The 19,333-nt window shown below is 60.0% G+C and carries 21 protein-coding genes and 1 tRNA gene; all 22 read left to right on the top strand.

Going from position 1 to position 19,333, the window contains the following annotated elements; translation table 11 throughout:
• Nucleotides 1–60: 60 nt before the first annotated feature.
• The 22 genes from AC1DZE_RS12490 (at nucleotide 61) to AC1DZE_RS12595 (ending at nucleotide 19,330) form a co-directional block, all read left to right on the top strand.
• Entirely contained in the window at nucleotides 61–1,059 is a 999-nt protein-coding gene (locus AC1DZE_RS12490) for an NAD(P)H-quinone oxidoreductase (protein ID WP_477673200.1), read from the top strand.
• Nucleotides 1,056–1,814, top strand: a complete 759-nt coding sequence (gene tpiA, locus AC1DZE_RS12495) for a triose-phosphate isomerase (protein ID WP_477673201.1) — start codon at nucleotides 1,056–1,058, stop codon at nucleotides 1,812–1,814. The genes AC1DZE_RS12490 and tpiA overlap by 4 nt, the downstream gene beginning before the upstream one ends.
• 33 nt (nucleotides 1,815–1,847) lie before the next feature.
• A complete protein-coding gene (gene secG, locus AC1DZE_RS12500; protein ID WP_477671590.1) occupies nucleotides 1,848–2,264 on the top strand; it encodes a preprotein translocase subunit SecG in 417 nt (138 codons plus the stop codon).
• A gap of 115 nt (nucleotides 2,265–2,379) precedes the next feature.
• Nucleotides 2,380–2,464, top strand: a tRNA-Leu gene (locus AC1DZE_RS12505).
• Nucleotides 2,465–2,563: 99 nt separating this feature from the next.
• On the top strand, nucleotides 2,564–2,923 hold the full coding sequence (locus AC1DZE_RS12510; protein WP_477700112.1) for an NADH-quinone oxidoreductase subunit A: 360 nt from the start codon (nucleotides 2,564–2,566) through the stop codon (nucleotides 2,921–2,923).
• Between the two features lie 54 nt (nucleotides 2,924–2,977).
• Nucleotides 2,978–3,457, top strand: coding sequence for a NuoB/complex I 20 kDa subunit family protein (locus AC1DZE_RS12515; RefSeq protein WP_007864469.1), 480 nt, complete (start codon nucleotides 2,978–2,980; stop codon nucleotides 3,455–3,457).
• Between the two features lie 3 nt (nucleotides 3,458–3,460).
• Nucleotides 3,461–4,069, top strand: coding sequence for an NADH-quinone oxidoreductase subunit C (locus AC1DZE_RS12520; protein WP_477671592.1), 609 nt, complete (start codon nucleotides 3,461–3,463; stop codon nucleotides 4,067–4,069).
• Between the two features lie 23 nt (nucleotides 4,070–4,092).
• Nucleotides 4,093–5,346, top strand: a complete 1,254-nt coding sequence (locus AC1DZE_RS12525; RefSeq protein WP_477671593.1) for an NADH-quinone oxidoreductase subunit D — start codon at nucleotides 4,093–4,095, stop codon at nucleotides 5,344–5,346.
• Nucleotides 5,343–5,867 (top strand): DUF2059 domain-containing protein, encoded by a 525-nt coding sequence (locus tag AC1DZE_RS12530; protein WP_477671594.1) that lies wholly within the window; start codon nucleotides 5,343–5,345, stop codon nucleotides 5,865–5,867. Before AC1DZE_RS12525 ends, AC1DZE_RS12530 begins: the two co-directional genes overlap by 4 nt.
• 18 nt (nucleotides 5,868–5,885) lie before the next feature.
• Nucleotides 5,886–6,380, top strand: a complete 495-nt coding sequence (gene nuoE / locus AC1DZE_RS12535; RefSeq protein WP_477671595.1) for an NADH-quinone oxidoreductase subunit NuoE — start codon at nucleotides 5,886–5,888, stop codon at nucleotides 6,378–6,380.
• Entirely contained in the window at nucleotides 6,377–7,771 is a 1,395-nt protein-coding gene (gene nuoF, locus AC1DZE_RS12540; protein ID WP_477671596.1) for an NADH-quinone oxidoreductase subunit NuoF, read from the top strand. Before nuoE ends, nuoF begins: the two co-directional genes overlap by 4 nt.
• Nucleotides 7,772–7,790: 19 nt before the next feature.
• Complete coding sequence (gene nuoG / locus AC1DZE_RS12545; RefSeq protein WP_477672599.1) at nucleotides 7,791–9,947, top strand: NADH-quinone oxidoreductase subunit NuoG; 2,157 nt, start codon at nucleotides 7,791–7,793, stop codon at nucleotides 9,945–9,947.
• A complete protein-coding gene (gene nuoH, locus AC1DZE_RS12550) occupies nucleotides 9,944–11,017 on the top strand; it encodes an NADH-quinone oxidoreductase subunit NuoH (RefSeq protein WP_477672600.1) in 1,074 nt (357 codons plus the stop codon). Before nuoG ends, nuoH begins: the two co-directional genes overlap by 4 nt.
• Before the next feature lie 161 nt (nucleotides 11,018–11,178).
• Complete coding sequence (gene nuoI / locus AC1DZE_RS12555; RefSeq protein ID WP_436155269.1) at nucleotides 11,179–11,676, top strand: NADH-quinone oxidoreductase subunit NuoI; 498 nt, start codon at nucleotides 11,179–11,181, stop codon at nucleotides 11,674–11,676.
• A 38-nt stretch (nucleotides 11,677–11,714) separates the two neighbouring features.
• A complete protein-coding gene (locus tag AC1DZE_RS12560) occupies nucleotides 11,715–12,368 on the top strand; it encodes an NADH-quinone oxidoreductase subunit J (RefSeq protein WP_477672601.1) in 654 nt (217 codons plus the stop codon).
• On the top strand, nucleotides 12,365–12,673 hold the full coding sequence (gene nuoK / locus AC1DZE_RS12565) for an NADH-quinone oxidoreductase subunit NuoK (protein WP_007864437.1): 309 nt from the start codon (nucleotides 12,365–12,367) through the stop codon (nucleotides 12,671–12,673). The genes AC1DZE_RS12560 and nuoK overlap by 4 nt, the downstream gene beginning before the upstream one ends.
• Nucleotides 12,674–12,817: 144 nt before the next feature.
• The gene (gene nuoL, locus AC1DZE_RS12570; RefSeq protein WP_477700113.1) at nucleotides 12,818–14,842 is read left to right on the top strand and encodes an NADH-quinone oxidoreductase subunit L; all 2,025 of its coding nucleotides are present in this window, start codon (nucleotides 12,818–12,820) and stop codon (nucleotides 14,840–14,842) included.
• Between the two features lie 30 nt (nucleotides 14,843–14,872).
• A complete protein-coding gene (locus AC1DZE_RS12575) occupies nucleotides 14,873–16,348 on the top strand; it encodes an NADH-quinone oxidoreductase subunit M (RefSeq protein WP_477700114.1) in 1,476 nt (491 codons plus the stop codon).
• 20 nt (nucleotides 16,349–16,368) lie between these two features.
• Complete coding sequence (gene nuoN / locus AC1DZE_RS12580; RefSeq protein WP_477700115.1) at nucleotides 16,369–17,871, top strand: NADH-quinone oxidoreductase subunit NuoN; 1,503 nt, start codon at nucleotides 16,369–16,371, stop codon at nucleotides 17,869–17,871.
• 8 nt (nucleotides 17,872–17,879) lie between these two features.
• On the top strand, nucleotides 17,880–18,182 hold the full coding sequence (locus AC1DZE_RS12585) for a DUF2818 family protein (RefSeq protein WP_457279055.1): 303 nt from the start codon (nucleotides 17,880–17,882) through the stop codon (nucleotides 18,180–18,182).
• Nucleotides 18,179–18,793 (top strand): NUDIX domain-containing protein, encoded by a 615-nt coding sequence (locus tag AC1DZE_RS12590; RefSeq protein ID WP_477672943.1) that lies wholly within the window; start codon nucleotides 18,179–18,181, stop codon nucleotides 18,791–18,793. Before AC1DZE_RS12585 ends, AC1DZE_RS12590 begins: the two co-directional genes overlap by 4 nt.
• A 21-nt stretch (nucleotides 18,794–18,814) precedes the next feature.
• Nucleotides 18,815–19,330, top strand: coding sequence for a DUF1178 family protein (locus tag AC1DZE_RS12595; RefSeq protein WP_477671604.1), 516 nt, complete (start codon nucleotides 18,815–18,817; stop codon nucleotides 19,328–19,330).
• Nucleotides 19,331–19,333 lie beyond the last annotated feature (3 nt).

Here is a 19,333-nt window from a genome sequence, read left to right on the forward strand (position 1 = left end):
TTTTGTAGCTGCTTGCGCTCTTGTACAGAGGGCTGGCGGCTCAAATGACCTTGATACGCCATGAAAGTTGTTGAAATTACCTCCTACGGCAAGCCTGAGGTGTTGCGCCTGGCTGATCGCCCGGCGCCCATCGAAGGTTCTGGCGAGGTAGTGATTCGCGTGAGCGCCAGTGGCGTCAACCGACCTGATGTTCTTCAGCGCATGGGTCACTACCCGGTACCGCCCGGGGCGTCCGACATTCCCGGGCTTGAAGTCGCGGGTGTGATCGTGTCCGGCGATGCCGTGGCCATGGCCGTAGCCGGCCTCAAAATCGGTGACCGTGTCTGCGCGTTGGTCGCGGGTGGTGGCTATGCCGAGTTGTGTGTTGCTCCGATTGGGCAGTGCCTGCCGGTGCCTTCAGGGCTGAGCAACATCGAGGCGGCATCTCTGCCCGAGACGTTTTTCACCGTCTGGAGCAATGTGTTTGAGCGCGCTTACCTGCAGCCGGGCGAAACCTTGCTGATCCAGGGCGGCTCCAGCGGCATCGGCGTCACGGCCATTCAGATCGCCAAGGCCTTGGGGGCCACGGTGCTGGTAACGGCCGGCAGCGACGAAAAATGCGCTGCCTGTGTGGCCCTGGGCGCGGACCATGCCATCAACTACAAGACCAGTGACTTTGCCGAAGAGGCAAAAAAGCTGACCAACGGGAAGGGCGTCGACGTCATTCTTGATATGGTTGCCGGTGGTTATGTTGCGCGAGAAGTTGACTGCATGGCCGAGGACGGCCGTCTGGTCATCATTGCGATACAGGGCGGGGTCAAGTCCGAGATCAATGCGGGATTGGTGTTGCGCAAGCGCTTGACCGTCACCGGTTCAACCCTGCGTGCGCGATCTGTCGAGTTCAAGAGCGCCATTGCGAATGCATTGAGGAATAAGGTGTGGCCACTGCTTGCGAGCGGTGCTGTCAAGCCGGTGATTCACAGCACGTTTGCGGCGGCTGATGCGGCCAAGGCGCATGCATTGATGGAGTCCAACCAGCATGTCGGCAAAATCGTCTTAACCTGGTCACCGACACCATGAAGAAGCTTATTGCTGGTAACTGGAAGATGAACGGCGGCCTGGAGGCCAACGCAGCCTTGCTGGATGCCCTGGCGAGTGGGCTGGCCAATCCTCCGGCATGTGAGGTGGCGGTTTGTGTTCCTGCGCCTTACCTGGCACAGGTTCAGCTATTGCGGGCTGCTAAACCCGGCCTGTCTGCCATTGAACTGGGCGCACAGGATGTGTCCGTTCATGCCAGTGGCGCCTATACGGGTGAAGTCAGTGCCGCCATGCTCAAGGAGTTTGGTTGCCGTTTCGCTATCGTTGGTCACTCGGAGCGGCGCCAGTATCACGGCGAGACTGATGCGACGGTCGCCGACAAGGCAAAATCTGCACTGGCCTGCGGTGTTACCCCCATCGTTTGTGTTGGCGAAACGCTGGCCGAGCGTGAGGCAGGCCATACCGAAGAAGTCGTGAAGCGGCAGCTCGCGGCGGTGATCCACACCAATGGCCACTGCATCAGCGAAATCGTGGTGGCCTACGAACCGGTATGGGCGATTGGTACCGGCAAGACAGCGACTCCGCAAGAGGCGCAGGCTGTGCACCTGGTGCTGCGCAACCAATTGAAGGCGGCTACAGATCAGTTTGCCCGCGTGAAAATTCTGTATGGCGGCAGCATGAACGCGGCCAACGCGGCAACGCTGCTGGCCCAGCCCGATATCGACGGTGGCCTGATTGGCGGTGCGTCGCTCAAAGCCCCCGATTTTTTGACAATTATTGCTGCAGCCCGCAACTGACAGGCGCAGAACGCTATTAATTTAGGAGTAGATATGAACGTTGTATTAACCATTGTCCTCGCTGTGCAGATGCTTTCGGCGCTCGGCATGATTGGCCTGATCCTGGTGCAACACGGCAAGGGCGCAGACATGGGCGCGGCGTTTGGCAGTGGCGGTTCGGGCAGCCTTTTTGGCGCCAGCGGCAGTGCTAATTTCCTGTCACGCACTACCGGCGTTCTCGCCGCGTTGTTTTTTGCCTGCACCTTGCTGCTTGCTTACTTTGGGAATGCCCCTGCACGCACAAGCTCCAGCGTCCTGGAGGGGGCCGCCGTGAGCGCTCCGGCGCCGGCTGCTGCAGCTTCCGGTGCGGCCCAGATTCCGGGAACCTCTGCGCCTGCAAGTACTGGCACGGCAGTTCCTGTCCCGCCTGCGCCTGCCGCGTCCGGTGCTGCGCAAATCCCGACGAAATAACGAGATTTTGCTGTTGCCCGCAGTCGGGAGCAGCAATATTTCGGGGTAAACTCTAAGACTGTCTGGAAAGCCAAAAACCGCAAGGTTCCTCATGCCATCCAGGCAGTTAAATACCGCGGACGTGGTGAAATTGGTAGACACGCTATCTTGAGGGGGTAGTGCCGAAAGGTGTGCGAGTTCGAGTCTCGCCGTCCGCACCAGATTGACATGCATCGGCAGCAGTGCTCCGGCAATGTTGTCGGCTCAAACGGCAAGCTGAAGCAAACCGCGCAAGTGGCTTTTCAGAAGTTGAATCCACGATGAACCTCGATCAATACCTTCCTGTTCTTTTGTTTATTCTGGTTGGTGTGGGTGTCGGTGTGGTGCCTCAGGTCCTGGGGCGTTTGTTGGGCCCCGTGYGTCCCGACAGCGAAAAAAATTCCCCTTACGAATGCGGCTTCGAGGCTTTCGAAGATGCCCGCATGAAATTCGATGTGCGCTACTACCTGGTCGCCATCCTCTTCATCCTTTTTGACCTCGAAATCGCGTTTCTTTTTCCCTGGGCCGTGGCGCTCAGGGAAATCGGCCCTGTCGGTTTCTGGTCCGTCATGATTTTCCTGGGCATTCTGGTCGTGGGCTTTGTTTACGAGTGGAAAAAGGGTGCGCTGGACTGGGAATAAGAAGCTAAGAATCCCGAGGGTTCTCTAGGCGGGTCACGCCACAAAGGTACGGGTATGTCACTTGAAGGTGTTTTCAACGAAGGCTTCATGACCACGAGTTACGACTCGGTGGTGAATTGGGCCAAGACGGGTTCGCTTTGGCCCATGACGTTCGGCCTGGCCTGCTGCGCCGTCGAAATGATGCATGCGGGCGCGGCGCGTTACGACCTGGATCGCTTCGGCATGTTGTTCCGTCCCAGCCCGCGCCAGTCCGACCTGATGATTGTGGCCGGCACGCTGTGCAACAAGATGGGCCCGGCCTTGCGCAAGGTGTACGACCAGATGTCGGAGCCGCGCTGGGTGTTGTCCATGGGCTCGTGCGCCAACGGCGGCGGCTATTACCACTACAGCTATTCCGTGGTTCGCGGCTGCGACCGCATCGTGCCGGTGGACGTCTACGTGCCCGGCTGCCCGCCCACGGCCGAAGCGCTGATGTACGGCATCATCCAGCTACAGCAGAAAATTCGTCGCACCAACACGATTGCGAGGGCATAAAGCATGTCCTCTTCTCCTGTGTCCATGGAACAACTCGCCGAAACGATTCATGCGGTGCTCGGCGACAAGGTCAAAAGCCTGAAGACCGCTCTGGGTGAAATCACCCTCACGGTCGCCGCCGCCGATTACCTCGCGGCCGCAACCCTGCTGCGCGATGCGCCAGGTTGCCGCTTCGAGCAGCTCATCGATCTGTGTGGTGTCGACTATTCCGAATACAAGGACGGTCAGTACGACGGCCTGCGCTACTGCGTGGCGTCGCATCTGCTGTCCGTCAGCCTCAACCAGCGCGTTCGCCTCAAGGTGTTCTGCCCCGACGACGATTTCCCCGTGGTGGATTCGCTCAATGGCATCTGGAACTCGGCCAACTGGTTCGAGCGCGAAGCCTTCGATCTCTACGGCATCATCTTTGAAGGCCACAATGACCTGCGTCGAATCCTGACCGATTACGGTTTCATCGGCCATCCTTTTCGTAAGGATTTCCCGACCTCGGGCCATGTGGAGATGCGCTACGACCCTGAGCAAAAGCGCGTGATTTACCAGCCGGTCACCATTGAGCCGCGTGAGATCACTCCGCGTGTGATCCGTGAAGACAACTACGGCGGCCTGCAGTAAGCAGCGTCGACAGAAGATACCCCATGGCTGAAATCAAAAATTACACGCTCAACTTTGGGCCACAGCATCCCGCAGCGCACGGTGTGTTGCGCTTGGTACTCGAGCTCGACGGCGAAGTGATCCAGCGCGCCGACCCACACATTGGCCTGCTACACCGTGCCACTGAAAAGCTCGCCGAAAGCAAGACTTACATCCAGTCGCTGCCCTACATGGACAGGCTGGACTACGTCTCGATGATGTCCAACGAGCACGCCTACTGTCTGGCCATCGAGAAGCTGCTCGGCGTCGACGTGCCGGTGCGCGCGCAGTACATCCGCGTGATGTACGCCGAAATCACGCGCCTGCTCAACCACCTGCTATGGCTGGGTGCGCACGGTTTCGACTGCGGCGCGATGAACATCCTGATTTACTGCTTCCGCGAGCGCGAGGCGTTGTTCGACATGTACGAAGCCGTGTCCGGCGCGCGCATGCATGCGGCCTACTTCCGCCCGGGCGGCGTCTACCGCGACCTGCCCGACAGCATGCCGCAGTACCGCGTCAGCAAGGTCAAGAACGCCAAGGCCATCGCAGCGCTCAATGAGAACCGCCAGGGTTCGTTGCTCGACTTCATCGAGGACTTCAGCAACAAATTCCCGGCTTATGTCGATGAGTACGAAACCCTGCTGACCGACAACCGCATCTGGAAGCAGCGCACCGTGGGTGTCGGCGTTGTGTCGCCTGAGCGAGCCCTCAACCTCGGCTTTACCGGCCCCATGCTCCGCGGTTCGGGTTTCGCCTGGGACCTGCGCAAGCAACAGCCCTACGACGTCTATGACAAGATGGACTTCGACATCCCGGTCGGCAAAACCGGCGACTGCTATGACCGTTACCTGGTCCGCATCGAAGAGATGCGCCAGTCCAACCGCATCATCAAGCAGTGCATTGACTGGTTGCGCGTCAACCCCGGCCCCGTGATCACCAGCAACCACAAGGTTGCCGCACCCGACCGCGAATCCATGAAGTCCAACATGGAAGAGCTGATTCACCACTTCAAGCTCTTCACCGAAGGTTTTCACGTGCCCGAAGGTGAAGCCTATGCGGCGGTCGAGCACCCCAAGGGCGAGTTCGGCATCTACATCGTCAGCGACGGTGCCAACAAGCCCTATCGCTTGAAGATCCGCCCGCCGGGTTTTCCGCATCTCGCGGCTATGGACGAAATGTCGCGCGGCCACATGATCGCCGATGCCGTTGCTGTGATCGGCACCATGGATATTGTGTTTGGAGAGATTGACCGATGAATCGGTTATCCCGTTCGCTGCTGCTCTGTTTTTTTCTGCTCGGACTGCAGGCGGCACACGCGCAAACAGTTTCCGCGGCGGAGATGGAGAAGCGTCGCGTGCTTGCCGTTCGCCTGATGGCCCAGACCGGATTCGACAAGATGTATGACACCATGGCCGACCAGATGATCCCATTGTTTGAGCCCATGTTGACCCAAATGCTGAAATCAACCAATGCGCCCGAACCGCTAAAAAAAGAATTTATCTCGAAATTCTCGGCGAATTTTCTTCGTGAATTCAAGTCCACCGAAACAAAACAGCTCTATACCGATGTGGTAACGGGTATTTTGGCAAAAGACTACTCCATAGAAGAAATGGAGGCGTTATCCGCTTTTTATGCCACTCCGTTAGCCCAGAAAATGCTCGCTCGTCAACCGCAACAGATGCAAGGTATCTTGCTTCAGGGTCGTGCGATTGGCGAGGCATCTGGGCGCAGGGCCGCGGCACAAACGCTAGAACAAATGGGCATAGGCAAACGCTAGTTGCGGATCGAAGATCATATGATTTCTGAACAAACCAGAGCGCGCTTCGACCGCGAAGTCGCCAAATACCCCGCGGACCAGAAACAGTCGGCCGTCATGGCTTGCCTGACCATCCTGCAGGAAGAGCACGGCTACGTCAGCGCCGAAAGCGAGAAGGTCGTGGCCGAATACCTCGGCATGGCGCCGATTGCCGTGCACGAAGTCACCACCTTCTACAACATGTACAACCAGCGCCCCGTTGGCAAGTACAAACTCAACGTCTGCACCAACCTGCCTTGCCAGCTGCGCGACGGCGCCAAGGCGCTCAAGCACCTGGAGCACAAGCTGGGCATCGTCATGGGCGAGACCAGCGCCGACGGTCTTTTCACGCTGCAGCAGTCTGAATGCCTGGGCGCCTGCGCGGATTCGCCGGTGATGCTCGTCAACGATCTCACCATGTGCAGCTTCATGAGCAACGAGAAGCTGGACCAGCTCATCGAAGGCCTTCAATCCGCCGAGGCAAAGCAACCATGACGCTCGCACCCCTGACACCCAACAGCGCGGCCGCGCAGAGCGTGCTGTCGCAGTTCTCGGCTACTGGCGTGCAGACCTGCTTCCACGGCCGGCACATCAATCCGCAAATCCTGGCTGACCTCGACGGCAGCAACTGGCGGCTCAAGGACTACGAAGCGCGCGGCGGCTACCAGGCGCTGCGCAAAATCCTCAAGCAGGATGGCGGCGAGGGCATGACGCCCGACCAGGTCATCGCTGAAGTCAAGGCCGGCAGCTTGCGCGGCCGCGGCGGCGCGGGTTTCCCGACCGGGCTCAAGTGGAGCTTCATGCCGCGTCAGTTCCCGGGCCAGAAATACCTGGTCTGCAATTCGGACGAAGGCGAGCCGGGTACCTGCAAAGACCGCGACATCATGCAGTACAACCCGCACAGCGTGATCGAGGGCATGGCGATCGCCGCCTACGCCATGGGCATCAGCGTGGGTTACAACTACATCCACGGCGAAATCTTCGCGACCTACCAGCGCTTTGAAGAAGCGCTGGAAGAAGCACGCGCTGCCGGCCTGCTGGGCGACAACATTTTCGGCAGCGGTTACAGCTTCCAGCTCCATGCCTCGCATGGTTTCGGCGCCTACATCTGCGGCGAAGAAACCGCGCTGCTCGAGTCGCTCGAGGGCAAAAAAGGCCAGCCGCGCTTCAAGCCGCCGTTCCCGGCCAGCTTCGGCCTCTACGGCAAGCCCACCACCATCAACAACACCGAGACCTTCGCGGCCGTGCCCTGGATCATCCGCAACGGCGGCCAGGCCTACCTCGAATGCGGCAAGCCCAACAACGGCGGCACCAAGATTTATTCGGTGTCCGGCGACGTCGAGCTGCCCGGCAACTATGAAGTGCCCATGGGCACGCCGTTCTCCAGGCTGCTGGAACTCGCAGGCGGCGTGCGCAAGGGCCGTACGCTCAAGGCCGTGATTCCCGGCGGGTCTTCGGCGCCCGTGCTGCCGGCTTCCATCATGATGGACTGCACCATGGACTACGACTCCATCGCCAAGGCCGGCTCCATGCTGGGTTCGGGCGCGGTGATCGTCATGGACGACAGCCGTTGCATGGTCGAGTCGCTCAAGCGCCTGTCCTACTTCTACATGCATGAGTCCTGCGGGCAATGCACGCCTTGCCGCGAAGGTACGGGCTGGCTCTGGCGCGTCGTGGACCGTATCCACAACGGCCACGGAAAGCAGACCGACATGGACCTGCTCAACTCGGTGGCCGACAACATCCAGGGCCGCACCATCTGCGCGCTCGGCGATGCCGCGGCCATGCCGGTGCGCGCCATGATCAAACACTTCCGCCATGAGTTTGAAGCCATGATCAAGCCACAAGTCTCCCACACTCCGGTTTCGGCTACCGCGCAAGCCTGAATTGCGGAAAGAAAAAAATATGGTTGAAATAGAACTCGACGGCCAGAAGGTGGAAGTGCTTGAAGGCAGCACGGTGATGCATGCGGCCGAAAAGGCCGGCACTTACATTCCGCACTTCTGCTATCACAAGAAGCTGAGCATTGCCGCCAACTGCCGCATGTGCCTGGTCGACGTGGAGAAGGCGCCCAAGCCCATGCCGGCCTGCGCTACGCCCGTCACTCAGGGCATGATCGTGCGTACCAAGAACGACAAAGCCATCAAGGCCCAGAAGGGTGTGATGGAGTTCCTGCTGATCAACCACCCGCTGGACTGCCCGATCTGTGACCAGGGCGGCGAATGCCAGTTGCAGGACCTGGCCGTCGGTTACGGCGGCAGCGAATCGCGCTACGAGGAAGAAAAGCGCGTCGTCTTCCACAAGGACGTGGGCCCGCTGATTTCCATGCAGGAAATGAGCCGCTGCATCCATTGCACGCGCTGCGTGCGCTTCGGCCAGGAAGTGGCCGGCGTGATGGAACTCGGCATGTCGCATCGCGGCGAACACGCCGAAATCGAAACCTTCGTCGGCATGTCGGTGGACTCCGAGCTGTCCGGCAACATGATTGACATCTGCCCGGTGGGCGCGCTGACCAGCAAGCCTTTCCGCTACAGCGCCCGCACGTGGGAACTGTCGCGCCGCAAGTCGGTCAGCCCGCACGACTCGACCGGCGCCAACCTGATCGTCCAGGTCAAGAACAACAAGGTCATGCGCGTCGTCCCCCTGGAGAACGAAGACGTGAACGAATGCTGGATCGCCGACCGCGACCGCTTCTCGTATGAAGCCCTCAACGGCGACGAACGCCTGACCAGCCCCATGCTCAAGCAGGGCGGCGAATGGAAGGCTGTCGACTGGCAGACCGCGCTCGAATACGTGGCCAACGGCCTCAAGCAGATCAAGGCCGACCACGGTGCCAGCAGCATCGGCACCCTGGCCAGCCCGCACAGCACGCTCGAAGAGCTCTACCTGGCCGCCTCCCTGATGCGCGGCCTGGGCAGCGAGAACATCGACTACCGGCTGCGCAACGCCGAGTTCACCGCACCTTCGGCCATCCGCTGGCTGGGTACCTCCGTTGCCTCGCTGTCGCAGCTGCAGCGCGTGCTGGTGGTCGGCTCCAATCTGCGCAAGGACCACCCGTTGTTCGCGCAGCGCATACGCCAGGCCGTTCGCAAGGGCGGGGCGCTGAGCACCGTCAATTCCACCGCCGAACTGGCAAACGCCGACGCCTGGGCCATGCCTGTCGCCAATAGGCTGCTGGCAGCGCCCGAAGCCTGGACCCAGGCCCTGGCCGATGTGGCTGCCGCGATTGCCGCTGACAAGGGCGTTACCGCGCCCGCCGCCGGCCAGGCTACCGACGCCGCCAAGGCGATCGCCAAATCCCTGCTGGGCGGCGAGCGCAAGGCCATCCTGCTGGGCAATGCCGCGGCGCATCACACCAAGGCCTCCAGCCTGCTGGCGCTCGCCAACTGGATCGGCGAGCAGACCGGCGCCACCGTGGGCTACCTCACGGAAGCCGCCAATACCGTGGGTGCCCAACTGGCCGGCGCCTTGCCTGCCGGCAAGGGCCTGAATGCCGGTCAGATGCTGGGCGGCCAGCTCAAGGCCGTGATCCTGCTCAACAACGAACCCGAGTTTGACTCGGCTGCCGGCGCCAGCGCCAAGTCTTCGCTCAACGCCGCACAGATGGTCGTGACGCTGAGCCCTTTCAAGGCCAACATGGGCTTCAGCGATGTGCTGCTGCCGATTGCGCCTTTCACCGAAACGCCCGGCACCTTTGTGAACGCCGAGGGCCGCGTGCAAAGCTTTCACGCCGTCGTCAAGCCGCTGGGCGATACCCGTCCGGCCTGGAAGGTGCTGCGCGTGCTCGCCAACGTGCTGGGCTTGCCCGGCTTTGATTTTGAATCCGCGCAGGACGTGCTCAAGCAGGTCGCGGGTGCCGATGCGGTGGAGCTTCCCGCGGACAGGCTCGGCAACAGCACCAAGGCCGCTATCGACCTGTCGACCGCTATCGTCCAGGTGCCTGCGGTGGCCAGCATTTACCAGCTGGACGGGCTGGTCAGGCGCGCCACATCGCTGCAGCTGACGGCGGATGCCCGCCGGGCCGCCGGCGTCGAAGCCAGGCTCGAAGGAGTGACGGCATGATTGATGGAATCTTCGCGTTTGGCCAGGGTTTGATGGGCGGCATCTGGCCGGCCACGGTATGGCCTGTGCTGTGGACGCTCGTCAAGATCGTCTGTGTCCTGTTGCCGCTGATGGGCCTCGTGGCTTACCTGACCTTGTGGGAACGCAAGGCCATCGGCTTCACGCAGATTCGCCTCGGCCCTAACCGCGTCGGGCCTTTCGGCCTGCTGCAGCCAATCGCCGATGCGCTCAAGCTGCTGACCAAGGAAATCATCATCCCCACGGCGGCCAGCAAGGGCCTGTTCGTGCTCGGCCCCATCATGACCATCATGCCGGCCCTGGCCGCCTGGGCCGTGATTCCCTTCGGGCCCGAGATCGCGCTGGCCAACATCAACGCCGGCCTGCTGTTCCTGATGGCCATCACCTCGCTGGAAGTCTATGGCGTGATCATCGCGGGCTGGGCTTCGAACTCCAAGTACGCCTTCCTCGGCGCCATGCGCGCTTCGGCGCAAATGGTCAGCTATGAAATCGCCATGGGCTTCTGCCTGGTGGTGGTGCTCATGGTGTCCGGCAGCCTCAACATGACTGACATCGTGATGAGCCAGGGCAAGGGCATGCTGGCAAGCAACGGATGGACTTTCCTGTCCTGGAACTGGCTGCCACTGTTGCCGATTTTTGTCGTGTACTTCATCTCCGGCCTGGCTGAGACCAACCGCCACCCCTTCGACGTCGTCGAAGGCGAGTCCGAAATCGTGGCTGGCCATATGGTCGAGTACTCGGGCATGGCTTTCGCGATGTTCTTCCTCGCTGAATACGCGAACATGTGGCTGGTCGCCATCCTGGCCGTGCTGCTATTCCTGGGCGGTTGGTTGCCGCCTGTTGAAGCCCTGAGCTTCATTCCGGGCTGGATCTGGCTGGGTGCCAAGACCTTTGTGGTGGTCACCATGTTCCTTTGGGTGCGCGCCACCTTCCCGCGCTTTCGTTATGACCAGATCATGCGTTTGGGTTGGAAGATTTTTATCCCCGTGACCCTGGTCTGGCTGGTGGTCGTTGGCGCCTGGATGCAGACGCCGTACAACATCTGGAAGTGACTATGGCCCCCACGCTTTTCACTGCGTCTTCGACTTCGTGTAATGCGCTGCCCCCCGAGGGGGCGCTGCGCCTGCGGCCCGGCAAAGCCGGTTCCGCGGCCCCTGCTGGCTTGAAGAGCCCTTGTGTACGCCTACGCCTTACTTCTGCAGGAATCTGATTTATGTCCGCCGTCGCTTCCATCAAAGACTTTGCGTCGAGCTTCATGCTCACCGAGCTGTTCAAGGGCATGGCCCTGACCGGCAAGTACATGTTCAGCCGCAAGATCACGGTTCAGTTTCCCGAAGAGAAAACTCCGCTGAGCCCGCGTTTTCGCGGCCTGCATGCGCTGCGCCGCTATGAAAACGGCGAAGAGCGCTGCATCGCCTGCAAGCTCTGCGAAGCGGTGTGTCCTGCGATGGCCATCACCATTGAGTCCGACGTGCGTGAAGACGGCAGCCGTCGCACCTCGCGCTACGACATCGACCTGACCAAATGCATCTTCTGCGGTTTCTGCGAAGAAAGTTGCCCGGTCGATTCCATCGTTGAGACCCACATCTTTGAATACCACGGCGAGAAGCGCGGCGACCTGTATTTCACCAAAGAGATGCTGCTGGCCGTGGGTGACCGGTATGAATCCGAAATTGCCGCCAACCGCGCGGCAGACGCCAAGTACCGCTGAATCCCAAGCCGCTGGCTCAAGAAAGAATCCACAACAACATGGACGCTAAAACAGGTCTTTTTTATGTTTTTGCCGCGGTGCTGCTGTTTGCAGCATTCAAGGTGATTACCGCCCGTAACCCCGTGCATGCGGCGCTATACCTCGTGCTGGCATTCTTCCAGGCATCCGCCGTCTGGATTCTGCTCAAGGCCGAGTTCCTGGCCATTACGCTGGTGCTGGTTTATGTGGGTGCTGTGATGGTGCTCTTCCTGTTCGTCGTGATGATGCTGGACATCAATATTGACAGTGTCCGCAAGGGCTTCTGGAAGCACTTCCCGCTGGCCGGGTCAGTGGGCGCCATCATCGCGCTGGAAATGTCTTACGTGCTGATGGGTGGTTTTCGTGAGCCACCCAAGGCCGCGACCGCCGCGGGCCAGATAGGCGCGCAGATCTCCAATACCAAGGAGCTCGGCAAACTGCTGTACTCCGAATACCTCTATCCGCTGGAAGTTGCCGCGGTGATTCTGCTGGTGGCCATCATTGCGGCCATCGCGCTGACCTTGCGTGCACGCAAGGACTCCAAATACCAGAACCCTTCAGAACAGATACGGGTCAAGCGCGCTGACCGTGTAAGCCTGGTCAAGATGAAATCCGTTGTGGCCGCACCAGCTGTCATTCCGGCTGCAGTACCTGCCGAGGAAAAGAGGCCATGACGCTCACACTGGGACATTTTCTTTCGCTGGGCGCGATGCTGTTCGCGCTGTCGGTCATCGGCATCTTCCTGAACCGCAAGAACCTGATCGTGCTGCTCATGGCCATCGAGCTCATGCTGCTGGCGGTCAACATGAATTTTGTGGCCTTCTCGTACTACCTGAATGACATGGCCGGCCAGGTATTTGTGTTCTTCATCCTGACCGTCGCTGCGGCCGAATCGGCCATAGGCCTGGCCATCCTGGTGCTGCTGTTCCGCAACAAGTCCAGCATCAACGTCGACGAACTCAACACGCTCCAGGGCTAAAGATGACGCTCCCCCCCGAAGCGGCCTCCGGCCGCCTCCCCCTCAAGGGGGCGCCGCTGACGGCCCGGCAGAGCCGGTTCCGTGGCGGCCCTGGCATGGCTTCCTTGTTTGCCAGCGCAACTTGCTTGACGAAGAAAAACTGATATGGCATCCACCCTCAACGCTTCAACTCTGCTGGCCGTCCCGCTGGCGCCGCTGGCCGGCGCCTTGGCGGCCGGTATTCTCGGCACCTCTTTCGGCGGCAACTGGATAGGCCGGCGCCTGTCGCACACCCTTACCATCCTCGGGGTGCTGGTGGCTTTCATCATTTCGGCCATGACGCTCAAGAGCGTGGCGATTGACGGCGCGCGCTTCAACGAGACGCTCTACACCTGGATGAGCGTCGGTGGCCTGAAAATGGAAATCGGTTTCCTGGTCGACGGCCTCACAGCCATGATGATGTGCGTGGTGACCTTTGTGTCGCTCATGGTGCACATCTACACCATAGGCTACATGGAAGAAGACGAGGGCTACAACCGCTTCTTCGCCTACATCTCGCTGTTCACCTTTTCCATGCTGATGCTGGTGATGAGCAACAACATGCTTCAGCTGTTCTTCGGCTGGGAGGCCGTGGGTCTGGTGTCCTATCTGCTGATCGGCTTCTGGTTCAACAAGCCGACCGCCATCTTTGCAAACATGAAGGCCTTCCTGGTCAACCGCGTGGGCGACTTCGGTTTCATCCTTGGCATCGGCCTGATCGCTGCCTATGCCGGCACACTGAACTACGGCGAGGCCTTTGCCAAGGCCGGCGAGCTTTCCAAGCTGAGCTTCCCGGGCACCGGCTGGATGCTGGTAACCGTGATTTGCATCTGCCTCTTCATTGGCGCCATGGGCAAGTCAGCGCAATTCCCTTTGCACGTCTGGTTGCCGGATTCCATGGAAGGCCCAACCCCGATCTCCGCGCTGATTCACGCAGCAACCATGGTGACGGCCGGCATCTTCATGGTGGCGCGCATGTCACCGCTGTTTGAGCTCAGCGATACCGCGCTCAGCTTCATCATGGTGATAGGTGCCATTACGGCGCTGTTCATGGGCTTTCTCGGCATCATCCAGAACGACATCAAGCGTGTGGTCGCGTATTCCACACTTTCGCAGCTGGGTTACATGACGGTGGCGCTGGGCGCCTCGGCCTATTCTGTCGCGGTGTTCCACCTGATGACGCACGCCTTCTTCAAGGCGCTGCTGTTCCTGGCCGCGGGCTCGGTCATCATCGGCATGCACCATAACCAGGACATTCGCTGGATGGGCGGCGTACGCAAGTACATGCCCATCACCTGGATCACTTCGTTGCTGGGTACGCTGGCCTTGATCGGCACGCCGTTGTTCGCGGGTTTTTACTCCAAGGACAGCATCATTGAAGCCGTGCATGAGAGCCACCTGGCAGGCGCTGGCTTTGCCTACTTCGCGGTGCTGGCAGGTGTCTTCGTGACGGCCTTCTATTCCTTCCGGCTGTATTTCCTGGTGTTCCACGGCAAGGAACGCCATGACCAGAATCCCGACGCGCACCACCACGGTCACGACGACCACGGCCATCATGACGAACACCACGAGCCGCACGAATCCCCGTGGGTGGTGACGGTGCCGCTGATCCTGCTGGCGATTCCGTCGGTGGTCATCGGTTTCATGACGATACAGCCCATGCTGTACGGCGATTTCTTCAAGGACGCCATCTTCGTGGACCTCGAGAAACATCACGCCATGGAAGAGCTTAAGCATCTGTTCCACGGCCCATGGCAGATGGCTTTGCACGGCCTGATGGCGCCACCGTTCTGGCTGGCTCTCGGGGGCTCGGTGCTGGCCTGGTATATGTACATGGTTAACCCCGCCTTGCCGGCCGCGATCAAGCGCATGTTCATGCCCATCTTCACGTTGCTCGAAAACAAGTACTACTTCGACTGGTTCAACGAAAACGTGCTGGCCCGCGGCACGCGCGCTCTCGGCACCGCGCTCTGGAAGGGCGGCGACCAGAAGCTGATCGACGGTGCGCTGGTCAACGGTTCGTGGAAGGTGATCGGCTGGGTCTCCGGCATGGTTCGCCGGCTGCAGTCCGGCTACATCTATCACTATGCCTTCGGCATGATCATTGGCGTGTTTGTGTTGATGACGTATTTCGTCTGGCTCAATCGCTGATCAGTTCAACAAAATCAAGGAAGAACAAGAATGGGTTTGTTGAGTCTTGCGATCTGGACGCCGATTGTTTTCGGTGTGGTTCTGCTGGCGCTGGGCCGTGACGAGCAGGCGCGCAGCGTCCGCTGGGTCGCACTGATAGGCGCGGTCGTCAGTTTCCTGGTGACGCTGCCCTTGTACAGCGGTTTTCAGCTGGACACGTCGGCGATGCAGTTTGTCGAAAAGGGCAGCTGGATCCAGCGGTTTAATGTCAACTACCACGTAGGTGTTGACGGCATATCGCTGTGGTTTGTGCTCTTGACGGCCTTTATCAATGTGGTGGTCATCATCGCCAGCTGGGAAGCCATCACCACACGCGTGAACCAGTACATGGCTTCTTTCCTGATCCTGAGCGGGCTCATGATCGGCGTGTTTTCGGCACTTGACGGCATTCTGTTTTACGTGTTCTTCGAGGCCACGCTGATCCCGATGTACCTGATCATCGGCATCTGGGGCGGCCCCAACAAGATCTACGCGGCCTTCAAGTTCTTCCTGTACACCTTGCTCGGCTCCCTGCTGATGTTGGTGGCGCTGATCTTCCTGTACAACAAGTCGGGCGGCAGCTTCGACATCCTGACCTGGCACAAGCTGCCGCTGGGCAGCACGGTGCAGACATTGCTGTTCTTTGCCTTCTTCGCGGCGTTTGCCGTCAAGGTGCCCATGTGGCCGGTCCACACCTGGCTGCCTGACGTGCACGTTGAAGCTCCCACCGGTGGTTCGGCTGTGCTGGCCGCCATCATGCTGAAGCTGGGCGCATACGGTTTTCTGCGGTTCTCGATGCCTATCGCTCCGGATGCCGCGCATGAATGGGCCTGGCTCATGATTGCACTGTCGCTGATTGCCGTGATCTACGTCGGTCTGGTGGCGCTGGTGCAGCAGGACATGAAGAAGCTGGTGGCTTATTCGTCAGTGGCCCACATGGGCTTTGTCACCCTGGGTTTTTTCATCTTCAACGACCTGGGCATTTCCGGCGGCATCGTGCAGATGATCGCCCACGGCTTTGTGTCGGGCGCGATGTTCCTGTGCATTGGTGTACTGTACGACCGCGTCCATTCGCGCGAGATCGCCAGCTACGGCGGCGTGGTGAACACCATGCCCAAATTTGCGGCTTTTGCACTGCTTTTTGCCATGGCCAACTGCGGCCTTCCGGCCACAGCCGGTTTCGTCGGCGAGTGGATGGTTATTCTGGGTGCGGTCAAATACAACTTCTGGATAGGCGGCGCGGCAGCGACGGCACTCATATTTGGCGCAGCCTACACCCTGTGGATGTACAAGCGCGTTTACCTGGGCCCCGTGGCCAATGACGACGTCAAGGCACTCGTCGACATCAACAGCCGCGAATTCCTGATGCTGGCGCTGCTGGCCATCGCTGTGCTGTACATGGGCATCTATCCCAAGCCGTTTACCGATGTGATGAATACTTCAGTGGCGGACCTGCTCAAGCACGTCGCGGCCTCCAAACTGAACTGAAGCAACTACAAAGAATTCAGATGATTGACAAACTCTCCTGGATCACGGTTTATCCGGAAATCGTCCTCCTGACCATGGCCTGCGTGATTGCGCTGGTGGACCTGGGCGTCAAGACGCCGCAGCGTACGCTGACCTACTTGCTCACGCTGTTGACCCTGGCCGTCGTGGCGGCCATGGAGGCTGCCTACGCATCTGGAGGCCAGACCTTCTATGGTTTCGGCAACATGGTTGTCAGCGACCCCATGGGCGGCTGGCTCAAATGCTTTGCCTGTATCACCGTGATGATTACGCTGGTCTATGGCCGCCCTTACGCGGCAGATCGCGACATGCTGCGCGGCGGTGAGTTCTTCACTCTGAGCTTGTTCGCGCTGCTGGGCATGTTCGTCATGATCTCGGGCCACAACTTCCTGGTGATCTACATGGGCCTGGAATTGCTGACCCTGTCCAGCTATGCGCTGGTGGCCCTGCGCCGCGACAACGCCACTGCCACCGAAGCCGCCATGAAGTACTTCGTGCTGGGCGCGCTGGCTTCGGGTTTCCTGCTGTATGGTCTTTCGATGCTGTACGGCGCGACCGGCTCCCTGGACCTCAACGAAGTGTTCAACGCGATTGCCAGCCGCCAGGTCAAGCACCAGGTATTGATTTTCGGCTTGGTCTTCATCGTGGCTGGCCTGGCCTTCAAACTGGGCGCTGTGCCTTTCCATATGTGGCTGCCTGACGTCTACCAGGGTGCGCCTACAGCCGTGACCCTCCTGATCGGTGGAGCGCCGCAGCTCGCGGCCTTTGCGATCTGTATCCGCCTGCTGGTCGAAGGCCTGTTGCCGCTGGCAATTGACTGGCAGCAGATGCTGGGATTGATGGCCATCGGCTCGCTGCTGGTGGGCAATCTGGCCGCAATTGCGCAGTCCAACCTCAAACGCATGCTGGCGTTCTCCACCATCTCCCAGATGGGCTTCTTGCTGCTCGGCCTGCTGGCCGGCGTGGTCAACGGCAACCAGCTCAACACTGAATCCGCCTACAGCGCAGCGATGTTCTATGCACTGACTTATGTGCTCACCACTCTGGGTGCTTTCGGCATCATCATGCTGTTGGCACGGGCAGGGCATGAGTCTGAAGAGATCGTCGATCTGGCCGGCCTGAACCAGCGCAGCCCGTTGTACGCCGGCGTGATGGCCATCAGCATGTTCTCGCTGGCCGGCCTGCCGCCGCTGGTGGGGTTTTATGCCAAGCTGTCCGTCCTGCAGGCGCTGATTTCCTCGCAACAAACCAGCTACATTGTGCTGGCCGTTTTTGCGGTGATCATGTCGCTGGTGGGCTCCTTCTATTACTTGCGTGTGGTCAAGGTCATGTACTTTGATGCACCCTTGGCCCATAACGCCCAGCCGGTTTCTGCGCCGGCAGATGCCAAGGCAGTGCTGGCCGTCAATGGCGCGCTCATTCTGATCCTGGGCATCATGCCTGGCGGTTTGATGACCCTGTGCGCGCAGTCCATCAGCAGCATCGTCAAATCACTGGGTAGCTGACCCCTGCCATGACCCAAACTGCTTCAGTCTGGCTGGTCGTGCTGCTGGCCTTGCTGGCAGCCAACCTGCCTTTCATCAGCAATCGCCTGTTCGCGGTCTACGCGCTCAAGTTGCCGAAAAACCTGGCAATCAGAGCCGCAGAGCTGGTGGTCTGGTACCTGGTTGTCGGCGGTCTGGGCTTATACCTTGAGCAGCGGAGCGGCCAGATTGCACCGCAAGGCTGGGAGTTTTATGCCATCACCGGCACGCTCTTCATCACCTTTGCGTTTCCCGGATTTACCTGGCGCTACCTGTTCAAGCACCGCCCATGAGCGCATCTTCCGGTCCTGATCAAGCCGGTGCAATTGCCGACGCGCACCTCGTCGAGACCTGCATCGATTCGGTCGAGATCCTGAGAGGGAATTTCCTGCATGCCCTGCGCGATACCGTCAGGCTGCCCGATGGCAACCAGGCAACGCGCGAATACGTCATTCACTCCGGTGCCGTGATGATCGTGGCGCAACTGGACGACGGGCGTCTGGTGCTGGAGCGCCAGTACCGCTACCCCATGCGTGCCGTGATGGTGGAGTTTCCCGCGGGCAAGCTCGATCCGGGCGAAGGTTCGCTGGCCTGCGCACAGCGTGAACTGCTGGAGGAAACCGGTTACACCGCACGTGAATGGGCGAGGGCGGGCGTGTTGCATCCGGTGATCTCGTACTCTACCGAATTTATTGACATCTGGTTTGCGCGCGGGCTGACACTCGGCCATCGCAAGCTGGATGCCGGGGAGTTTCTGGACGTCTTTACGGCAACACCCGCTGAGCTTCTTGCCTGGTGCGCCAGCGGCGAGGTCACGGATGCAAAAACATTGACAGGCGCACTGTGGTTGCAAAACGTGCTGTCCGGGGCGTGGGCTTTGGACTGGCAAACTGCAACACCCTGATCCCCCGGCGATAATCCGGCCATGAAAGTCCTGAATCTCCAATGTGCGCACCAGCATTCATTTGAAGGCTGGTTTGCGTCCGAGGACGACTTCCAGGCCCAGCTGTCGCGCGGCCTGATCGAATGCCCGATGTGTGCCGACAAAAGCATCCAGAAACTTCCCAGTGCACCACGTCTCAACCTGGGTGGCCATGATATCGTGAGCGCAGGCAGYCGGGCTGCTGCGTCTTCACAAGTTGCCATTCCGAACCCGGCGCGGGTCGTTGAAGGCGAGGCCAACGCCATGGCGGGTATACCGGCCGCAAAGAGTCAGGCAGAGCAGGCCGCGTTCCTGAAGGCCTTGCGTCATGTGATGGCGCATACCGAAGATGTCGGAAGCCAGTTTGCGGATCAGGCCCGCCGCATGCACTATGGCGAACTGGAGGCGCGCAGCATTCGCGGCCAGGCCAGTGCGCGCGAAACCGTGGAACTGATAGAGGAGGGCATCGACGTCATGCCCTTGCCTCTGCTGCCTGGGATCAAGGAAACGTTGCAGTAATGA

The sequence above is a fragment of the Polaromonas sp. P1_F1 genome, from assembly GCF_056405795.1.